This is a genomic window from Micrococcus sp. FDAARGOS_333, assembly GCF_002206575.2.
Lineage (GTDB): Bacteria > Actinomycetota > Actinomycetes > Actinomycetales > Micrococcaceae > Micrococcus > Micrococcus lylae.
On the sequence record NZ_NJFJ02000001.1, the window covers coordinates 1122881 to 1141183 of the forward strand.

16 protein-coding genes and 1 other annotated feature are annotated in these 18303 nt (G+C 66.7%); of the genes, 7 read left to right on the top strand and 9 right to left on the bottom strand.

Going from position 1 to position 18303, the window contains the following annotated elements:
- The first annotated feature begins 9 nt into the window (after positions 1–9).
- Both CEQ11_RS05030 and CEQ11_RS05035 read left to right on the top strand, forming a co-directional pair.
- The gene (locus CEQ11_RS05030; protein ID WP_193762986.1) at positions 10–984 is read left to right on the top strand and encodes a TniQ family protein; all 975 of its coding nucleotides are present in this window, start codon (positions 10–12) and stop codon (positions 982–984) included.
- A 298-nt stretch (positions 985–1282) separates the two neighbouring features.
- Positions 1283–1900 (top strand): recombinase family protein, encoded by a 618-nt coding sequence (locus CEQ11_RS05035; protein WP_036313821.1) that lies wholly within the window; start codon positions 1283–1285, stop codon positions 1898–1900.
- A gap of 205 nt (positions 1901–2105) precedes the next feature.
- Here the strand turns inward: CEQ11_RS05035 and CEQ11_RS05040 are convergent, their stop codons facing one another.
- The 5 genes from CEQ11_RS05040 to CEQ11_RS05060 all read right to left on the bottom strand — a co-directional run bounded on the left by CEQ11_RS05040 (position 2106) and on the right by CEQ11_RS05060 (position 5730).
- Positions 2106–3014 (bottom strand): cation diffusion facilitator family transporter, encoded by a 909-nt coding sequence (locus tag CEQ11_RS05040; RefSeq protein ID WP_036313825.1) that lies wholly within the window; start codon positions 3012–3014, stop codon positions 2106–2108.
- Between the two features lie 30 nt (positions 3015–3044).
- Positions 3045–3422, bottom strand: a complete 378-nt coding sequence (locus CEQ11_RS05045; protein ID WP_067191815.1) for a helix-turn-helix transcriptional regulator — start codon at positions 3420–3422, stop codon at positions 3045–3047.
- A 54-nt stretch (positions 3423–3476) separates the two neighbouring features.
- Positions 3477–4136, bottom strand: coding sequence for a vitamin K epoxide reductase family protein (locus CEQ11_RS05050; protein ID WP_036313831.1), 660 nt, complete (start codon positions 4134–4136; stop codon positions 3477–3479).
- Between the two features lie 61 nt (positions 4137–4197).
- Positions 4198–4938, bottom strand: coding sequence for a thioredoxin domain-containing protein (locus CEQ11_RS05055; protein WP_036313834.1), 741 nt, complete (start codon positions 4936–4938; stop codon positions 4198–4200).
- Between the two features lie 42 nt (positions 4939–4980).
- On the bottom strand, positions 4981–5730 hold the full coding sequence (locus CEQ11_RS05060; protein WP_036313837.1) for a cytochrome c biogenesis CcdA family protein: 750 nt from the start codon (positions 5728–5730) through the stop codon (positions 4981–4983).
- 152 nt (positions 5731–5882) lie between these two features.
- Here CEQ11_RS05060 and CEQ11_RS05065 point away from each other — a divergent pair, with 152 nt between their 5' ends.
- The 3 genes from CEQ11_RS05065 (at position 5883) to CEQ11_RS05075 (ending at position 8851) form a co-directional block, all read left to right on the top strand.
- A complete protein-coding gene (locus CEQ11_RS05065) occupies positions 5883–6245 on the top strand; it encodes a helix-turn-helix transcriptional regulator (protein ID WP_060775722.1) in 363 nt (120 codons plus the stop codon).
- Positions 6242–8197 (top strand): cation-translocating P-type ATPase, encoded by a 1956-nt coding sequence (locus CEQ11_RS05070; RefSeq protein WP_170721174.1) that lies wholly within the window; start codon positions 6242–6244, stop codon positions 8195–8197. Before CEQ11_RS05065 ends, CEQ11_RS05070 begins: the two co-directional genes overlap by 4 nt.
- A 180-nt stretch (positions 8198–8377) precedes the next feature.
- Positions 8378–8851: a signal peptidase II gene (locus tag CEQ11_RS05075; RefSeq protein WP_227718746.1), complete on the top strand. Its 474-nt coding sequence runs from the start codon at positions 8378–8380 to the stop codon at positions 8849–8851.
- A 264-nt stretch (positions 8852–9115) separates the two neighbouring features.
- On the opposite strand, the gene CEQ11_RS05080 is transcribed toward CEQ11_RS05075, so the two are convergent.
- Positions 9116–9685 carry a TetR/AcrR family transcriptional regulator gene (locus CEQ11_RS05080; RefSeq protein ID WP_060973480.1) on the bottom strand — a complete coding sequence of 190 codons (570 nt, stop codon included), beginning with the start codon at positions 9683–9685 and terminating at the stop codon, positions 9116–9118.
- A 17-nt stretch (positions 9686–9702) separates the two neighbouring features.
- Complete coding sequence (locus CEQ11_RS05085; RefSeq protein ID WP_036316244.1) at positions 9703–11169, bottom strand: MFS transporter; 1467 nt, start codon at positions 11167–11169, stop codon at positions 9703–9705.
- A gap of 279 nt (positions 11170–11448) precedes the next feature.
- Here CEQ11_RS05085 and CEQ11_RS05090 point away from each other — a divergent pair, with 279 nt between their 5' ends.
- Positions 11449–12012: a recombinase family protein gene (locus CEQ11_RS05090; RefSeq protein ID WP_088477946.1), complete on the top strand. Its 564-nt coding sequence runs from the start codon at positions 11449–11451 to the stop codon at positions 12010–12012.
- Between the two features lie 21 nt (positions 12013–12033).
- Here CEQ11_RS05090 and CEQ11_RS12710 read toward each other — a convergent pair whose 3' ends face one another.
- Both CEQ11_RS12710 and CEQ11_RS05095 read right to left on the bottom strand, forming a co-directional pair.
- The gene (locus tag CEQ11_RS12710; RefSeq protein WP_127913466.1) at positions 12034–13614 is read right to left on the bottom strand and encodes a hypothetical protein; all 1581 of its coding nucleotides are present in this window, start codon (positions 13612–13614) and stop codon (positions 12034–12036) included.
- Between the two features lie 351 nt (positions 13615–13965).
- A protein-coding gene (locus tag CEQ11_RS05095; protein ID WP_088477947.1) for an IS3 family transposase occupies positions 13966–15209 on the bottom strand; the annotation gives its coding sequence in 2 pieces (ribosomal slippage) (positions 13966–14936 and positions 14936–15209; 1245 coding nt in all).
- Positions 14806–14940, bottom strand: a sequence feature (AL1L pseudoknot). Its footprint overlaps the gene before it by 135 nt.
- Positions 15210–15326: 117 nt before the next feature.
- Here CEQ11_RS05095 and CEQ11_RS05100 point away from each other — a divergent pair.
- Positions 15327–18068: a DNA methyltransferase gene (locus tag CEQ11_RS05100; protein ID WP_088477948.1), complete on the top strand. Its 2742-nt coding sequence runs from the start codon at positions 15327–15329 to the stop codon at positions 18066–18068.
- Positions 18069–18303: the final 235 nt, after the last annotated feature.

Consider the following 18303-nt stretch of genomic DNA (forward strand, 5'->3'; position numbering starts at 1 on the left):
CGGTGGCCGGTGCACCCGGCCCCGGTCACCGGTGAGGCACTCACCTCCTGGCTGCGCCGGATAGCCCACCGCTACGGGGCCGAGGTCGAGGACCTCGTTCTCGATACCGGGTTCTGCATCTCCCGCCCCGGGGACCTGGACGTGGCCGCCCCGGAGGAATTCATCAACCAGCTAGCCGGCCGCACCAGAACCGGAACCGACACCATACGGGCCATGACTCTCGGCTGGCAGACCCCCTGGCTGCTGGACCAACTCGAGCCAGCGGCGGAGGCCTACACCACCTATACCCGCCAGCTGGCGGTACTGCTGCCCCGGGGAAGGAGACGCGACCGTACCGTGGAGGACTGGCGGGCCTGGTTGCCCACGGATGCCGGCTGGCAACACCGGGCCTGTCCGCGCTGCACCATGGAATCCACCCCTCCCTGCCCCTACCAACTGGCGTGGCTGGTGCCCCTATTGCTCTCCTGCCCCGTCCACCACTGCCGACTCGAACGCCACAACGGCCCGGTGGGCTACCACGACTTCTGGCACGTCTCGCCGGGTAGGCCCGAGCCGCGACCGGTCGGGGCGGCGATCCGGAGCATGGACCAGCGGACCTGGCAGGCCCTGACCACAGGATCCGTCGCCCTTCCCCGACACCGGGTGCACGCAGGCCTCTGGTTCCGACTACTCAGGACGCTGCTCGACGAGCTCGGCGCGACCATCATCGAATGCGGCGCACCCGGCCGGCTGACACGACAGGTGTGGGACCGCACCGGCCACCCGGTCCGCGCCGGACAGGGCCCGTGGCGCCCCTACGAGGAACTCTCCGATCAGCGCCAACTCCAGTCCCTGGAAGCCGCCGCCACCGCGATACACCTGCTCGAAACCCGGGCCATGACCTGCCCCGGACGCGAAGCCGAGGTGTTCCTGCCCCAACCGGACATTTCCCGCGACCCCGGCAGCACCGAACAAACCACGGACCCCACCGCCATCCGTTGGTAGGAGATCAAAAAGAACTTTCAGGCCGTCGTCGAGGAAGCCCGGACCACCCCCGAGACCGCCCGCCAACTCTTCAACTTCTGCACGATGTACCGCCGCGACAACGACGAAGTGATCCAAGGCGTCCGGAGCAATTTCACCGAGCTCGGCATCCCTTCGGACTACCTGTCACCATAGCTGCGCCGTGACCGTCTGCGAGACGTAGAATAAATGACCGGTTACGTGACAATATTTCTCAACACTTCGCTCTGCGGGCCTCGTGTCACATAAACGATCGAATAAATGACAGGGGTGGTGGGCGGTGCTCGTGGGGTACATGCGGGTGTCTAAGGCTGACGGCTCCCAGGCCACCGACCTGCAACGCGACGCCCTGCTCGAAGCCGGCGTGGAACCGGAGGCTCTGTACGAGGACAAGGCCTCCGGCAAGAGCGATGACCGTCCCCATCTGGCCGCGTGCCTGAAAGCGCTGCGGGCCGGGGATACCCTGCTGGTGTGGAAGCTGGACCGACTCGGCCGGGACCTGCGCCACCTGGTCAACATCGTGCACGAGCTCACCGAGCGGGGCGTGGGCCTGAAGGTGCTCACCGGCCAGGGGGCGGCGATTGACACCACGACCGCCTCCGGCAAGCTGGTGTTCGGGATCTTCGCCGCCCTGGCCGAGTTCGAACGCGAGCTGATCTCCGAACGCACCAAGGCCGGCCTGGCCTCGGCCCGGGCCCGAGGCCGCAAGGGCGGCCGGCCCTACAAGATGACCCCGGCCAAGATCCGCCTGGCGATGGCCTCGATGGGGAACAAGGACACCAACGTCGGTGCCCTGTGTAAGGAACTGGGCATCACCCGCCAGACCCTCTACCGCCACGTCTCACCCACGGGGGAACTGCGCGAAGCCGGACAGAAGGTGCTGGCCCAACGCCGATGACCACCGCGGGCTGCGGAGCTGTGTGCCGCCGATGGTGACCCACCCGGGGGCGTGTCGTATGACGTGCCGTCGCGGGACGGACCACCGGACGGGTCATGCGGGATGTCCCTAGTGGCGTGCCACTGTTCATCCATGTCGGCTGCGGGTGTGTCCGGTGGGGGGTTCCTCCTGCGGACGCGTCTATTGCTCAACCAGCCCCACTGGGTCAGTGGTGGGTGGGGTGTTCGTGGTGGGCGTGGGCGGCGGGTTCGAGTTGGAAGGTGGAGTGGTCGATCGCCACGTCGAAGTGCTCGGCGACGCAGTGTTGGAGCTGGTCCAGGATCTGGGGGGCGTGCCCGTCGTGGAAGCAGTGGTCCTCGACGACGACGTGGGCGCTGAGCACGGGGACCCCGGTGGCGATCTGGGAGGCGTGCAGGTCGTGCACGGACACCACGTGCGGCACCGCTTCAAGGTGGTCCCGAACCTCGGCGAGGTCCAGGTCCCGGGGGGTGGATTCGAGCAGGATGTGCGCGGCCTCGGCCAGGATCTTCAGGGTGCGGGGCACAATCAACACGGCGATGAGCATCCCGGCCACGGCGTCGGCCTGCGCCCAGCCGGTGGTGGCGATGACCAGGGCGCTGGCGATCACGGCCACCGAGCCCAGCGCATCGTTGAGGACCTCCAGGAACGCGGCGCGCATGTTCAGGTTGGCCCCGCGGCCGGAGCCGAGGACGGCCAGCGAGGCGAGGTTACCGGCCAAGCCGAGGATCCCGAACAGCAGCAGAGGGCCGGAGGCTACCTCGGGCGGGGCAAACAGTCGCTGCAGGCCCTCGATGAAGGCGTAGAGACCCACGGCCAGCAGGATGGCGGCCTGGGCCAGGGCGGCCAACACCTCGGCGCGCAGGAACCCCCAGGTGCGCCGGGCCGTGGGCGGCCGAGCCATCAGGGTGGAGGCCAGCAGGGCCATCAGCAACCCGCCAGCGTCGGTGAGCATGTGCGCCGCGTCCACCAGTAGGGCCAGGCTGCCGGTGATCAGCGCCCCGGCCACCTCGGCCAGCAGCACCGCCGTGGTGATGGCGAAAGCGACCGCCAGCCGCCAGCGGTGCGCCGGCGAGGCGTGGTGGTGTGCACCCATTAACTGTGTCCTCCTTCTCCGGGACCGGGCTCAGGCCGCGGCGGGGCCGTCGGGGCCCGGGGTGCCGGAGTGTGGGCAGAGCTCGACCGCGTGCCCGGTGACCGTCAGCAGCCGCTCGGCGGCGGCCAGCACCTGAAGCAGCTCGGGCTCGGCGGCCAGGGCGTACAGCGAGGCCCGGCCCGCCGGCCGGGAGGCCACCAACCCGCAGCCGGCCAGGCAGGCCAGGTGCGCACTGACCGTGGACTGGGCCAACCCGAGGTGCTCGGTCAGCTCGCGCACTTTGTGCTCCCCGGTGGCCAGGTGCCGCAGGATCGCCAACCGGGTGGGGTCGGAGAACCCGTGGAACAGCGCCGCCGCCGGGCCCAGGCCCGCCGCCGGGGACACCCCCGGCTCCTTAATCATCGTCATACGACGATAATAGCGCCTTCAGTCGATAATGGCGAGGTCGCGCCCCAGGACCGGTCAGAAGCCGGTGAAGGCGGGGAGGAACTGGACGAAGACCGAGCCGGCGACGGCGACGTAGGCGACGGCGATGAGGGTCCCGGCCCAGCCGGTGGCGAACCGGACCACCCCCGGCGGGGCGGGGATCACGCCGTGGGCGAGGTTGCGGGCGGTGAGCAGGAGGAACAGGGGGATCATGGCCGCCCAGACGATCATGCAGTACAGGCAGAGGATGTAGATCTCGTACAGGGCCTGGAACCACAGCCAGGCCACGAACCCTATCCCGAGGGTGACCCCGGCCTGCAGCCCGAGCCAGTACCCGCGGCCGGGCCGGGCCCCGGAGAGCACGACCATCGCGGTGGAGATCACCACGGCGAAGGCGACGATGCCGATCAGCGGGTTGGGGAAGCCGAACAGCTCGGACTGCCAGGTGCCCATGACCCGTCCGCAGGACACCCAGGGGTTGATGTCACAGCTGGTGGTGTGGCCGGGGTTCTCGTAGAGGGCGAGGCGTTCGAGGACCAGGGTCGCCGAGGCGATCCAGCCGACGGCGCCGGTGACGAGCAGCACCAGGCCGAAGGCCCGGCGCCCGGTGAACCACGCCGGGGCCGGCGCCGGGCCGGCTGCCGATACTGGGGAGGCGGCGCTCGGGGCGGTGGGCTCGGTGAGCCGGTCGGTCATGGGAAGTCCTTTGCTCTCGGTCCTCTGCTCTGGCCCGGGTGGCCGCGGATGGTCCGGGCGGTCAGTCCTGGGTGGCGGCCTCGACGGCGGCGGTGAACTCTTCCAGGCTGTTCACGGTGAGCGGCTCACCGTCGAGGTAGAAGGTCGGGGTCCCGGCCACGCCCAGGGCGGTGCCGTCGGCCACGTCCAGCTCGACCCGGTCCCGGGTGGCCGGGTCGGCCACCGCGGCATCGTAGGCGGCCATGTCCAGGCCCAACTCTTCGGCGTAGGCCCGGAAGACCGGGCTGCGGTCCTCCGTGGTGTGGCTCCACTCGGTCTGGGTCTCGAACATCTTCTGGTACATCGACTCGTAGGCGCCCTGCTGGGCAGCGGCCTCCACGGCGATGGCCGCGGTGACCGAGTTCGGGTGGCCCGGCAGCGGGAAGTACCGGTGCACGAAGGTCACGGTGTCCGCATACTCGGCGCGCAGGTCCTCCACGAAGGGGTAAGCCGCCGCGCAGGCCTCGCACTCGAAGTCCAGGAACTCCACCAGCACGGCCTTCTCATTGGGGGCCTGCGAGAGCACCCGGCTATTCTCCCGCACCAACTGACCGGCAGACCCAGTCGACTGCCCGGTGGACTGGGCGGTGGACTGGTTGGGGTCCTGCTGCTGGGCGGTGGCGGTCCCGCGGGCCACAAGGTAACCGATGAGGGCGGCGGCCACGACCAGGCCCAGCAGCACCCAGACCACGATCTTGGCCCGGCGCTGCCGGGACGGGGTGGGAGAAGACGGGGTGGAAGCGGTGGGGTCAGGGGAAGTCACGAGCGGTCCAATCCGTGAGGTGGGGGGCGTGTGCGGGCGGGGTTAGACGGGGGTGGTGAAGGTGCCGGCCAGGTTCTGCAGCTGGTAGATCCACAGGGTCCAGATCCCGGTGACCATCAGCACCCCGACGAGCACCAGCAGTACCCCGCCGATGATGTTGAAGGCGCGGATGTGGCGGCGGACGAAGCCCAGCGTTCGGGTGACCCAGTCCAGGCCCATCGCCACCAGCACGAAGGGGATGCCCAGGCCCAGACAGTAGAGGAAGCCCAGCAGGGCCCCGCGCCAGGGGTCCCCGGTGGTGGTGCTCAACGCCAGCACGGCGCTGAGGGTCGGGCCCATACACGGGGTCCAGCCCAGGCCGAAGACCACCCCGAGCAGCGGGGCCCCGGCGATCCCGGTCCTGGGCTGGAAGGACATCCGCCGGGTGTTCTGCAGGAACGGCAGCCAGCCGATGAGCACCAGGCCCATCAGGATCACGAACACCCCCAAGGCCCGGATCAGCGCGTCCTGCCACTGCAACAGCCACCCGCCGATCACCCCGAAGGCGGCCCCGTAGAGGGTGAACACCGCGGCGAAGCCCATAATGAACAGTCCCACCCCGGTCATCACCCGGCGCCGGTTGTCCGCCCGGCGCGGGTCGGCCAGCCCGGAGACATACCCCAGGTATCCGGGCACCAGCGGCAAGATGCACGGGGAGAGGAAGGACACCAGCCCGGCGACCACGGCCAGCGGCATCGCCACCAGCAGTGCCCCGGACTGGACCATCTCGGCGAAGAACCCACCCAGGCTCATGGCCGTCCTCCTCGGCCCCGGCAGCGGCGATGCGGGAAGGTGGGGCAGCAACGGGCAGTCACGGAGGGTCCTCACTGATTCAATCGATCGGGGTCGCCCGGCCCGGGCGAAACCGCGCAAGAGACTACAGCACAGGCTGTATAGTTCACCACATGCTGACGATTGCGACACGGTTGGACGTGATGAACCGACTGGGCCGGGCGATGGCCGACCCCACCCGATCCCGGATCCTGCTGTCCCTGCTGGAGGGCCCCGGGTATCCGGCCGAGCTGGCCCAGGCTCTGGGGCTGAGCCGGTCGAACGTGTCGAACCACCTGGCCTGCCTGCGGGACTGCGGGATCGTGGCCGTCGAGCACCAGGGCCGCCGCACCCGGTACGCGATCGTCGATGCGCACCTGGCCCGGGCGCTGAGCAGTCTGCTCGAGGTGACCCTCGCGGTGGATGCCTCCGCGCCCTGCCTGGACCCGGGCTGCCCGGTACCCGGGTGCTGCGACACGGCGGAGGTGGCCTCGTGAGCGCCGCCTGCGGCTGCGAGGCCCCGACCCCCACTCCCGGTGCACCCGAGGAGCACGAGGAGCACCGGCCGTGGTGGCGCGATGCAGCCATCCTGCTCCCGGCGCTCTCCGGGCTGGCGTTCCTCACCGGGCTGGTCCTGGAATGGTCCGGGGCCGGTCTCGTGGCCACGGTGGTGTTCTGGGTCGGGCTGGTGCTGGGCGCCTGGACCTTCGTGCCCGGGGCGCTGCGCGGATTGTTCACCCGGGGCCGGCTCGGGATCGGACTGCTGATGACGATCAGCGCCATCGGCGCGGTGATCCTGGGCTACATCGAGGAGGCCGCCGCCCTGGCGTTCCTGTACTCCATCGCCGAGGCCCTGGAAGACAAGGCCATGGACCGGGCCCGGGCGGGCCTGCGCGCCCTGCTGAAACTGGTGCCCGAGACCGCGACCATCCGGGCCGGCGGGGCCACGGTGGAGGTCGAGGCCAAGGACCTGCGACCCGGGCAGGTGCTCGTGGTCCGGCCCGGGGAACGGGTCGCCACCGACGGGATCGTGCGTACCGGGCGCAGTTCCCTGGACACCTCGGCGATCACCGGCGAGTCCATCCCGGTCGAGGTCGGCCCGGGAGACACCGTCTCGGCCGGGTCGATCAATACCGCCGGGGCCCTGGAGATTGACGCCACCGCCGCCGGCACCGACAACTCCCTGACCACCATCGTGCACCTGGTCGAACAGGCCCAGGCCGAGAAGGGGGACCGGGCCCGGCTGGCCGACCGGATCGCGAAGCCCCTGGTGCCCGGGGTGCTCATCCTGGCCGTGCTCGTCGCGGCCCTCGGGTCCCTGCTCGGGGACCCGGAACTGTGGATCACCCGCGCCCTGGTGGTGTTGGTGGCCGCCTCGCCCTGCGCGCTGGCCATCGCGGTGCCGGTCACCGTGGTCTCGGCGATCGGCGCGGCCAGCCGGTTCGGGGTGGTCATCAAATCCGGGGCCGCCTTCGAGCGCCTCGGCGGGATCCGCCACCTGGCGGTGGACAAGACCGGGACCCTGACCCGCAACCAGCCCACCGTCACCGCCGTGCTCGCCGCCCCCGGCATCACCGAGGACCAAGTGCTGGGCTGGGCCGCGGCACTGGAACAGCACAGCACCCACCCGTTGGCCGCGGCCATCACCGCCGCCACCCCGGACACGCCCGCGGCCGAGGGCGTCACCGAGACCGCCGGGCACGGGATCACCGGCCGCCTGGACGGGGCTACCGTCACCGTCGGCAGCCCCCGCTGGCTGGCCCCCGGCCCCCTGGCGGCCCAGGTCCAGGGGCTGGAGGACCAGGGCATGACCGTGGTCATCATCCACCGCGACGGGGCGGTCGCCGGGGCCATCGGGGTCCGTGACGAACTGCGCCCTGAGGTCCCCACCGTCGTGACCACCCTGACCGGCCAGGGCATCGACCTGACCATGCTCACCGGGGACAACGCCCGCACCGCCCGGGCGATCGCCGACCAGGCCGGCATCGACGACGTGCGCGCCGAGTTGCGCCCCGAGGACAAGGCCACCGCCGTCCACCAGTTGACCGGCACCCGGCCCACCGCGATGATCGGTGACGGCATCAACGACTCTCCCGCCCTGGCCGCCGCCGAGGTCGGCATCGCCATGGGCGCCACCGGCTCGGACGCAGCCATCGAATCCGCCGATGTCGCCTTCACCGGCCACGACCTGCGCCTGATCCCCCAAGCTCTGGCCCACGCCCGCCGCGGCCGGGCCATCATCAATCAGAACATCATTCTCTCGCTGCTGATCATCGCCGTGCTGCTGCCGCTGGCCATCACCGGCGTCCTCGGCCTGGCCGCCGTGGTCCTGGTCCACGAGGTCGCCGAGGTCATCGTCATCGGCAACGGCCTGCGCGCCGCCACCACCCGACGCACCGCCCTGGAACCCCTCACCGACCGGCAAGCCCAACCCGCCACCACGGGATGAGCTCCTACCGTGCCTGCGGGACAGAGACGCCCAGGCCCGGTGAGACCCGACCTGTCCGGTCCATCCGGTACCTGCCGGCGATTTCACAGGTCGCGCCGGGGTCAGCAGATCCACTGAGGCGCCGGGAAACGGGCGCATCGCGAAAGGACACGAATGAACCACCGGCGCAGGTACCCCCTGGTGCTCTTGACCATTGCGATCGGGGCCGGCGTAGTGGTCCTGGACCAGGTGACCAAGTGGTGGGCGGAGAACAGCCTGTCCACGGGCGAGCGAGTCCCGCTCCTGGGTGAGCTGCTCGGGCTCCAGCTGGCCTACAACCCCGGGGCGGCCTTCTCGTTCGGGGCCAACTCGACCTGGATCTTCACCATCATCTCGGCGGTGGCGGTCGCCGCGGCGATCTGGTTCACCCTCCGGGTCCGTACCGTGTCCTGGGCGATCGTGATCGGGTGTCTCGGCGGCGCGGTGACTTCCCACCTGGGTGACCGGCTCCTGCGCCCACCGTCATTCGGGCAAGGCCACGTGGTGGACTTCCTCGCCTACGGGAACTGGTTCATCGGCAACATCGCGGACATCTTCATTGTCGGCGGGGCGCTGGCCGCGGTCCTCCTGACCGCCACGGTGCCCGACCGGGGCACCGTCGACGCCGCGCGATAACCACTACTAGGACTCCCCTCCGCGGCCCGCTGCAGTCGGTCCCCCCTAGGGAGTCAACCTGCCGGCGCCGTACGAGACCACACGGTGATCTTGGCGGGGTGGGGCGGTGCGTCCAATCGGGTATACCCACTAGGCGCATGTGTCAGAGCCAGTTGGGTGCTGCTGGACAGAGGTGCCAGGGTGCGATCTTGCTTGACAGGGTTGCCCATCATCGCGCTCGACGGATTCGTCGATCCGGCCTTCTCCAACCGCGCGCTGGCTCGCTTACCCGTTGGGCTTGGCCTCGGATTCATGGACGTCATTCTGGAGTAGCGCGATGATCTGCTTTGCGGTTTCACTCCGGTGGTCCTGTGAGATGGGCCTGCTTCCGATCAGGTCGTTGACCCAGAGCCCGTCAGCAGCGAGCAGGGCGAGCGAGGTCATCTGGTCGCGCTCAGCTTCGTCTCGTTCGCTACGTCCGGTCCATCGGTCGATGAGGTCTTCCCAGATCGCCTTGTGCTGGGTGTGCTGGCTGTCGAGAATCATCTGGAACTCGGCGCGGGAGGCGGCTGTCGAACAAGTGAGTATGTAGGCGGTCAGGCGCTCCATCGGCGTTGCCTCAGCGGTCGGCTTTCCACAGGCGATCTCTAACTGCCGCTCCCAGCGATCAGCGAGTCTCTGGTGGATCGCAGCGATCAAGTCGTCTCGTGACGGGAAGTGGTAGATGATCCCGGCCCTGGTGATCCCTGCAGCGGCCGCGACAGAGTCAAACGTGACTGCTGTGATCCCGTCTTCCTCGATCACTTGGATCGCGGCGTCGAGGATCATGGTCTTCTTGCTCTCACGCACCATCATGCGCCCCTCCGATTGGTTCAGTGGTTTTCGGCGTACTCCATTGCCTCGCTGCCGCGCCCGTAAGCGCGGAGCAGCCGATTGGTCAGAGCGGCTCCACTAGCCAGCATGACAGCGAGGACGATCATCGTGACCAAATAGGCCGTGTCGTAGGCGGAGGTGGCGGCTGCGATCACGTCGAGATCTCCGTCGGCGATCCCGAGGGCATCGGCAATGCTCTCCCCCGCTGCGGCGGGAGTGCCATCCGGGAGTCGGACGACTGTGGCGTAGACGAAGGTCAGGAGGCTCCCGAGGAGTGCTACAGCCGAGAGGGAGCCCATCTCATAGGAGACTTCTTCGATCGAGGCCGCCATGCCGGCCTTTCGCGGAGGCGCGTTGCCCATAATGGCGGCGGAAGCGACGGCGAAGGTGCCGCCCAGGCCGAAGCCGGTCACGATGAAGCTGACGACCAGCAGGGGTAGTGATCCGTTCGCAGAGGCCAGCACGGCGAGAGCTAGTCCTAGGGCGGCGATGGCGAGGCTGCCGGAGATAATGATCCGCAGGCCCACGATGTGCAGGATCGCGGCCCCTAGGACACCTGAGGGCAGGGCGCCAAGCGCGATGGCTGCGACTAGCAGGCCTGCTTGCAGGGGGGTGAAGCCCTCGACGAGCTGGAAGCGCTGTGTGGTCGCGAGCTGGGCGCCAGCGATGGTGAACATCGCGAAGAAGGCTGCCAGAGAGCCGCCAGCGAAGGCGCGGTTGCGGAAGATGGAGAACTCGATGAGTGGTTCTTCCAATCGGCCCTGGCGTCGCACGAAGAGGACGAACCCGATGACTGCTGACGCCAGCGCCCCTGCGATCAGAACCCAGTTCTGTGGAATATGGGCCAGTTCCTTGATGACGAGCACGGTGCCCACCAGCCCGACCATCGCATAGAGGGATGAGACGAGATCCCACTTCTTCGACGGATCGGGATGGTTGTGCGGCGCGATGATTGCGGTCGCCACAAGTGCGATGGCAACAACGGGGACATTGATGAGGAAAACAGATCCCCACCAGAACCGTTCGAGAAGGGCGCCGCCGAGAATGGGTCCGAGCGCTGCCCCCGCGATCGACAGGCTCCCCCAGATGGCGATGGCGATGTTGCGCTCACGAGGATCGTCGAACGCGAGGCGGATCAGAGCAAGCGTGGCGGGCATCATCGCTGCGGCCCCCACGGCGAGGAGTGCCCTGGCGCCGATCAGGAAGGCAGGGTTGGGCGAGAATGCCGCTGCCAGTGATGCGGCACCGAAGATCCACAGGCCGACGACGAACATTCGGCGGTGGCCGATGCGATCGCCCAGTGTGCCTGCTCCCAAGAGGAGGCCAGCCATGACCAGGGGGTAGGCGTTGATGATCCACAGTGTCGAGGATCCGGACGCGCCGAGGTCTGCGGTCAACGTAGGCAAGGCGGTGTAGAGGATCGAATTGTCGAGGGTGATGAGTAGCAGGCCGGCCCCCACGGTCATGAGCAGCCACCACCGCCGCGGCGATGATCCAACGTCGTTCACTGTTGTACCCCTGTCCTCTGCCTGTAGTCGCATCAACGAAACTATACTAACAGGTTAGTAAAGTAAACGTCAACGCTCCGACAGAGGGATGCCTCACAATCCAGCTGGGTGTTCATTGCCCCATCCCGGCGTCAAGCCGGGTATACCCCTTTACACACCCCGTCCGCCCACGAGAGCATCACGTCAGAGACGGTCCCAAACCGGTTCGTTAGACAGAAGTGTCGGGAGGTTTAAGACGTGGTTGGACAGACCGTGGGGTACGTGCGGGTGAGCTCGGCGGAACAGAACCTGGACCGCCAACTCGAGGCGGTGGGGGAGTGCGACCGCATCTTCCAGGACAAGATCTCCGGCAGCTCCAGGGCCAAGCGCACCGGGTTAGCGGAGCTGATTGCCTACGTGCGGGAGGGTGACCTGGTGAAGGTCGCCTCCATGGACCGCCTCGGCCGCGACACCCGGGACCTGTACGCGATCGTGGACGAGCTCACCGACAAGGGATGCGCGGTGCAGTTCGTGTCCGAGCGGATCACCGTGGACAAGTCCGGCACCTCTCCCGTGGACGGGCTCATGCTGGGCATCCTGGCAGCGTTCGCTGAGTTCGAGCGCCGGCGGATCAAGGAGCGCCAGGCCGAGGGCATCGCCCTAGCCAAGGCCCGCGGCAAGTACGTCCAGGCCCCGAAGCTCTCGGACACCGACGTGGAGCAGGCGCGCGTGATGATCGAGATGGGGACCCCGAAGGCCGAAGTGGCGCGCACGCTCGGGGTGAGCCGGCAGACGCTGTACACCGCTCTCAATCGTGCGTAGAGACACCCCTTTCAACAGATTCTACTTAAACAGAGTATGGGACACGTCATTATTTTTCCGCGCCAATCGGAGGGACACGGCAGCCTGAGCTACTGCATCAAGAGGGTTATTTCCTTCCAGGTGCGCCGAGGCCGATATGCGGTCCATAAAAATACCCACCAATGGCCCTACTGTGCGTGCCGTGGGCGCCAGGGCAAGGGAGCGGACCGCACCTCCGTGCATTACAAGATTTCTCTGGCGATATAGACGTCGGAAGGACCCTTTTATATACCCTTCAACGCGCCCTAGGGTTCCAGACGGGTTGTTTAGTAATCGGGACATCCGAGAGATGGCGGCCATGTCGCGAGGAGGCAAATTTTTAAGAGATTCGACCTCGTTCCAGTTTTCCAGTAGAACTCGGCAACGACGGATATTTGCATCCTCTCCCGTTACCTCAAGAGCGCGCTTTAAGCGGCTGTGAGAATCAAGTATCTTTGCTGCAATATAACTTAAACGCGTTAGTTCTGCGCGCGGCCATCCGTTGGCAACGATGGTGGCAGCCCGGTCTGCAGCTACGACTCGCCCTCCCGCTGCCCTGTCATTTTCTGCTGGATCAATAAGAAGAGCCTCCAGGGCGGCCCAAGCATTCGAGACCGCTACAGCGGGCGGGGAACTTATAAGATGAGAAGCTAGCTCGAATGAGTCGTCTATGCGATCGAATGACCCTTCTCCCCCCTCCGTTCTATAAAGCACTCCGGCTTTTACAAGGGACATGGCGCTGATGGCTGTACGGTGAGTCTTTATAGAAATTACGGTTCCGTCAAAGAGTCGGAACTTCGGTTCGTATAGGAAAGGCTTTTGACTCCTAAGGAAACGGGCCCTGTTTTGGAGTCGAAGCAATTGATCGTGCACAGCTGCTGTAGCCGCTAGAGCGTCCCGTGCTTCAACTTCAAACCTCATGCCGCCCCATTGACCACGGGGGGGAGCTTCCCCCGCCTTTCTCAGCAGCTGTGACACCTCGCTGGGGGAGACCCAAAAGCTGCTTTGTTTAAGCAACTCAATTTTGGGAACGGAGGTCAGCTGCACCCATCCGCAAAAACGTGTCAATGGCCGGCTTGCCATGCCCCTGAGTTCTTCTATAACGTCCGCTGCGGACGCCGCAGAATCGACAGCGCTAATCTCTTTTCTGAGATAATCGGGATGGAATCCTAGGTCCAGAAGATGAGAGGTGATAAATCTGGAGGCCCTTTCTCCATCAAACGTATTACCACCTGATGCATCCTGCCAGGCGAGGAGGTAATTTACTTCTAGCCATTCTATAAGACGGGATAGCTCGCGCCGGGATTGACTATTATATTTAAAGGGCCTTTTAAAAAGGTCGTCTAGCTGAGATCTTACGGCGCTAGTGCCAATCCCTATATCCCGCCCCAAGTCCGGGCGTATCTGATTATTCTTAAAGTACTGAACAGATTCATCGGAAAGAACTCCCTTGCTGCACCACTCTGCCGCCTCAACGAGTTCTTTCAGCGCGAGGAGCGTGCCCGGCTGCCAAGCGCGACGATCCCATGGGGTCCAGGGCTCGGCCTGCTCGAGGACTCGATCTAGGAAGGTCGCGTCGTCCATCTTGCTCCTCTTGTTCCAGGTGGGCCCTTGCGGGTGCTACACTCTCTATCAGGTGCAGGACACCGAAAGCTAAGGCTAGAGCGCCGCACGAACCGATTCTTCGGTCGAGCCGCCCTCGATGCCTCAAACCTACCTCGCGGGGCGCAACGCACGTTGCGCCCCGCGAGTCGTTCTGCAACATGAGGTAGCTCAGCAAAGTGAGACCTCCCTGTGCCAAGCAAGGTCCCGTCGGGAGGACGCCGAGGGTACGGAGGCCTGAGCCCTTCAACCGGCCTGGTGCCTGGTGCAAAAGATCAGGATGTTGAACGACCAACGACCCGTGGATGAAGCGTCCCGGGTTTCGTGCCGCTCCTATGTGGGTGCCAGCTCTCGGTTGAGGGCGGCGTAGTAGGCAGTCTCGTACTCGGCCGGGGTGGTCATAGCCAGGGACGAGTGGAGCCTTCGATTGTTGTACCACTCGACCCATCCGGCGGTGGCGTACTCGACGTCGGCGATGGTCTTGTACGGGCCGTTGTGGAAGATCGTGGTGGTGATGCACTCGGTCTTGTACAAGCCGATGACGCATTCCATGAGCGCGTTGTCATACGCATCGGCGACGGTCCCGATGGACGCGGCGATGCCCTCGGCGGCCAGGTGCTCGGCGAAGCGAAGGCTCGTGTACTGCGACCCGGCATCGCTGTGCGCGATCAGCTCGCCGGGCTGCACAGGGTGCCCGTGCCGGTCACGGTCCCACAACGCGATCCGCAGCGGGGTCAGGACCAGCGGGGTCGTCTTGGCCGTCGCGGCATGCCAGGCGAGGATTCTCTGCGAGTAGCAGTCCAGCACGAACGCGACGTATACGAAGCCCGCCCACGTGCGCACATAGGTGAAGTCCGCGACCCACTTCGTGTTCGGCGCGGCCGCGGTGAAGTCTCGATTGAGCAGGTCACCGGCACGGCAGCCGTCCTTGGCCGGGACGGTGGTGCGCACTGGCCTGCCTCGACGCACACCGTTCATCCCCGCAACCCGCATGAGCCGGTCCACACGACCGGCGCCGACCTGGTGACCTTCTCGACGCAGCCACGCGGTCATCTTCCGACGCCCGTACAGCCCTTCCGGGGTGCCGACAAGGTCGTGCAGGACGTTGAGCAGGACCGCGTCGGACGTGTCACGAGCCGACGCGCTGCGGCGGCGCCACGCCCGGTAGGTGCGTGCGGCGATCTGACAGCCCTCCTGACGGAGCACCCTGCAGATCGACTCGACCGCATGCCCCTTGGCGCGCATCTGATCGATGAATCCCATGATCATCGGTTGCGGGGGTCGAGCTCCCCCGCGAAGAAAATCGAGGCCTTGCGCAGGATCTCGTTGTCCTCCCGCAATCGTTTGACCTCGCCGCGCAGGCGCTTGAGCTCGGCCAGGTCATCGCTGGTCGGCCCGTCCTTGAGGCCGGCGTCGACGCGGTGCTGACAGACCCAGCGGCGCAAGGTCTCGCGCCCCACGTCGACCTTCGGCGACACCAAAGCCACGGCCTTCGTGACTGACCCGGCTTCCTCGACACGGTCCAGGACCATCCGCACCGCGCGGTCCTTCACCTCGGGATCGAACTTCTTCGGCATGAACAACATCCTCTCGAACTCGAAAGGAAGCGGCATCACACCCGGGACGCTTCATGGATGACTACGAGCTGAGCTGTGCGGGCATGATGGTGCGGTCACCGTTGAAAGGCTCCGCTCATGCAGACCAAGCCCCTGTCCTGGGACCAGATCCGAGCGAACGCAGCCGCGTTCGTGCACGAGTGGGCGGGGGAGTCCTACGAAAGGGGCGAGTCCCAGTCCTTCTGGACGGAGCTGTTCGCGGTCTACGGAATCCGCCGCCGCAAGGTGGCCCAGTACGAGAGCCGGGCGAAGAAGGCCGACGGTGGGGCCGGGTTCATCGACGTGTTCTGGCCCGGCATGCTCATCGCTGAGCAGAAGTCGCTGGGCAAGGACCTGGAAGACGCCGAGGATCAGGCTCTGACGTACCTGGCGAACGTGCCCGAGGCCGAGCAGCCGAGGTACGTGATCACCTGCGACTTCGAGACGTTCCGGCTGCGTGACCTCGAGGCTCCGGCCGGGGATACGGATGCCGTGGTTGAGTTCCCGTTGGAGCAGCTGCCGGTGGAGGCCGAGCGGTTCGGATTCATCGCCGGCTACCAGAAGCGCACGTTCGGATCGGCCGAGCAGGCCGCAGCGTCGGTGAAGGCCGCCCAGCTGATGGCCGACCTCTACGTGGAGCTCGAGGGCTCGGGTTATGACGAGCACGAGGCGTCCGTGTTCCTGGTGCGCACCCTGTTCGCCCTCTTCGCCGACGACTCCGGGCTGTGGGAGCGGGACCTGTTCCTCGAGTTCATCCAGACCCGCACCGCTGAGGACGGCGCAGACCTGGGCGCCCAGCTGACCGCCCTGTTCCAGGTGCTCAACCGGCCGGTGGACAAGCGGATGGCCGGTACCGATGAGCTGATGTTGCGCTTCCCGTATGTGAACGGGTCCGTGTTCGGGGAGGCGGTGTCGATCCCGTACTTCACCGCCTCGATGCGTCAGAAGCTGATCGCGGCCTGCCACTTCAACTGGGGCGGGATCTCTCCGGCGATCTTCGGGTCCCTGTTCCAGGCGGTGAAGTCCAAGGAGGCCCGCCGGGAGCTGGGGGAGCACTACACGACCGAGGAGAACATCCTCAAGCTCATCGGGCCGCTGTTCCTGGACGAGCTGCGTGCCGAGTTCGTGGCGAACATCCACTCCCGCCCAGGGCTGCGCAAGCTGCACGAGCGACTGGGGCAGATGCGGTTCCTGGACCCGGCGTGCGGGTGCGGCAACTTCCTGATCGTGGCCTACAGAGAGCTGCGCGCCCTGGAGCTGCAGATCCTGGTGCGTCTGCAGGAGCTGTCGGGCAAGCAGATGCAGACCTCGCTGGTGATGGACGAGGACGAGAGAGTGCGGGTGCGGATGTCGCACTTCAGCGGGATCGAGCTGGAGGAGTGGCCGGCGACCATCGCCCGCATCGCGATGTTCCTGGTGAACCACCAGACGAACCAGGACATGTCGCTGAAGATCGGCGTGTCCCCGGAGCAGCTGCCCTTGACCGAGTCGGCGCACATCGTGGTCGGCAACGCGTTGCGCCTGGACTGGAACGATGTCGTGCCGGCATCCGAGCACGTGTACGTGATGGGCAACCCGCCGTTCATCGGCCAGTACACCAAGACCGCCGAGCAGACCGCGGACATGAAGGCCGTCTGGGGTGCCGACTACGACGGGTACCTGGACTATGTGACCGGCTGGCACGCGCAGGCCATGCACTACTTCGCTGATCAGCCGGTGGGCCGGTTCGCGTTCGTCACCACGAACTCCATCGCTCAGGGCCAGCCGGTGCCGGCCCTGTTCGGGCCGTTGCACCGTGAAGGGTGGACGATCCCGTTCGCACACCGCACGTTCGCGTGGTCCTCGGAGGCTCCGGGCGCGGCGGGTGTTCACTGCGTCATCGTCGGCTTCTCCAAGGGCATCCCCTTGAAAGGGGCACGGCTGTTCTCCTACGAGAGGTCCCAGGGGCAGCCAGTGGAGGAACCGGTGACCGCGATTAACCCCTACCTGGTGGAGGGGCCATGGGTGCTGGTGGGCAAGCGCAGCAAGCCGCTGGCTCAGCTGCCGGCTGTGCTCTACGGGTGCAAGCCGGCGGACGGGGGGCACCTGATCGTGGAGCCTGCCGAGCAGGCGAAGGTGGCCGCGGATCCCGTGGCCGCGAAGTACCTGCGCCGCTACGTGGGTGCACGCGAGCTCATCCACGGACTGCCGCGCTGGTGCTTCTGGCTCGAAGACCTAGACCCTGCCGACCTCAACCGGTCTGTACTGATGCGGGCGCGCGTCGAGGGCGTCCGGGAGTTCCGCGCCGCGAGCAACAAGCGCGCTACTCAGGAGCTCGCCATGACGCCGCACCTATTCGCCGAGCGCCGCCCTATGACTGGGGGGTACCTGTGCATCCCGATCCACGTCTCCGAGACCCGGCGGTTCTATCCGGCTGCAAGGTTCACGGAGCAGGTCATCTCTTCCAACGCGAACTTCGTGGCGCCCGACGAGGACGGGTTCGCGTTCGCGGTGATCTCGTCGTCGGCGTTCATTGCGTGGCAGCGCATGGTCGGTGGTGCTCTGGAATCGAGGCTGCGGTTCTCGAACACGCTGGTGTGGAACACGCTGCCGCTCCCTGAGTTGTCCGAGTCGGAGCGAGGCAAGCTCATTCAGGCCGGCGCCGGTGTGCTGGAGGCGCGCGCGCTGCACCCAGAGCGGTCGTTGGCGCAGCACTACAACCCGCTGGTGATGGATCCGGCCCTTGCGAAGGCGCATGCGGCGTTGGATCGCATCATGGACAGCCTCCTGGGCCTGTCTGCCGGGGCTGCGGAGAAGGAGCGGCAGACGCGCCTGATGGAGCTCTACGCCGCCCGCGTGTAACCGGCCCGGCCCGACGCACCCGTCGCGCTGACGCGTCGTATCGGAAGGGCCCAGCCGCTAAGCGGGGATCTTGACCGTAAACGCGGGGAAGCAGTAGCCGCGGCCCGCAAAGGTCCGCGTCCGTTATTCGTCCTCAGTCGTCGCTGGTACGCATGGGGCCGATGGGGCGGCAGGCAATGGGAGAGGATTTCAGGCCGCTTGAGAGGTGAGGGGCACCGGGTAGATGCTGGCCCCG